This window comes from Solirhodobacter olei (assembly GCF_004010155.1).
In the GTDB taxonomy this organism is placed as follows: domain Bacteria; phylum Pseudomonadota; class Alphaproteobacteria; order Rhodobacterales; family Rhodobacteraceae; genus Solirhodobacter; species Solirhodobacter olei.
In genome coordinates, this window is sequence record NZ_RRYH01000104.1 from 1 (window position 1) to 398 (window position 398).

At 67.1% G+C, this 398-nt stretch carries 1 protein-coding gene; it reads left to right on the forward strand.

Annotation, left to right across the window (positions count from 1 at the left end):
• A partial coding sequence (locus EIP85_RS22640) for an ATP-binding cassette domain-containing protein (protein ID WP_164871877.1) occupies nucleotides 1-398 on the forward strand: 398 nt, incomplete at both ends.

Sequence of the window (398 nt, forward strand, 5' to 3'; positions counted from 1 at the left end):
CTCGACCATGCCGAGATGGCGCGGATCGCGCGGGAGAAGCTGAACGAGCTGGGTCTGATGACGATCCAGAACATCAACCAGGCGGTGGAGACGCTCTCGGGCGGGCAGCGCCAGGGGGTGGCCGTGGCGCGGGCCGCGGCCTTCGGCTCCAAGGTCGTGATCATGGACGAGCCGACGGCGGCGCTGGGGGTGAAGGAGAGCCGGCGGGTGCTGGAGCTGATCCTCGACGTGAAGGCGCGGGGGATGCCGATCATCCTGATCAGCCACAACATGCCGCATGTGTTCGAGGTCGCCGACCGCATCCACATCCACCGGCTGGGCAAGCGGCTCTGCGTCATCAACCCCAAGGACTACTCCATGGCCGATGCCGTGGCCTTCATGACCGGCGCAAAGGTCCC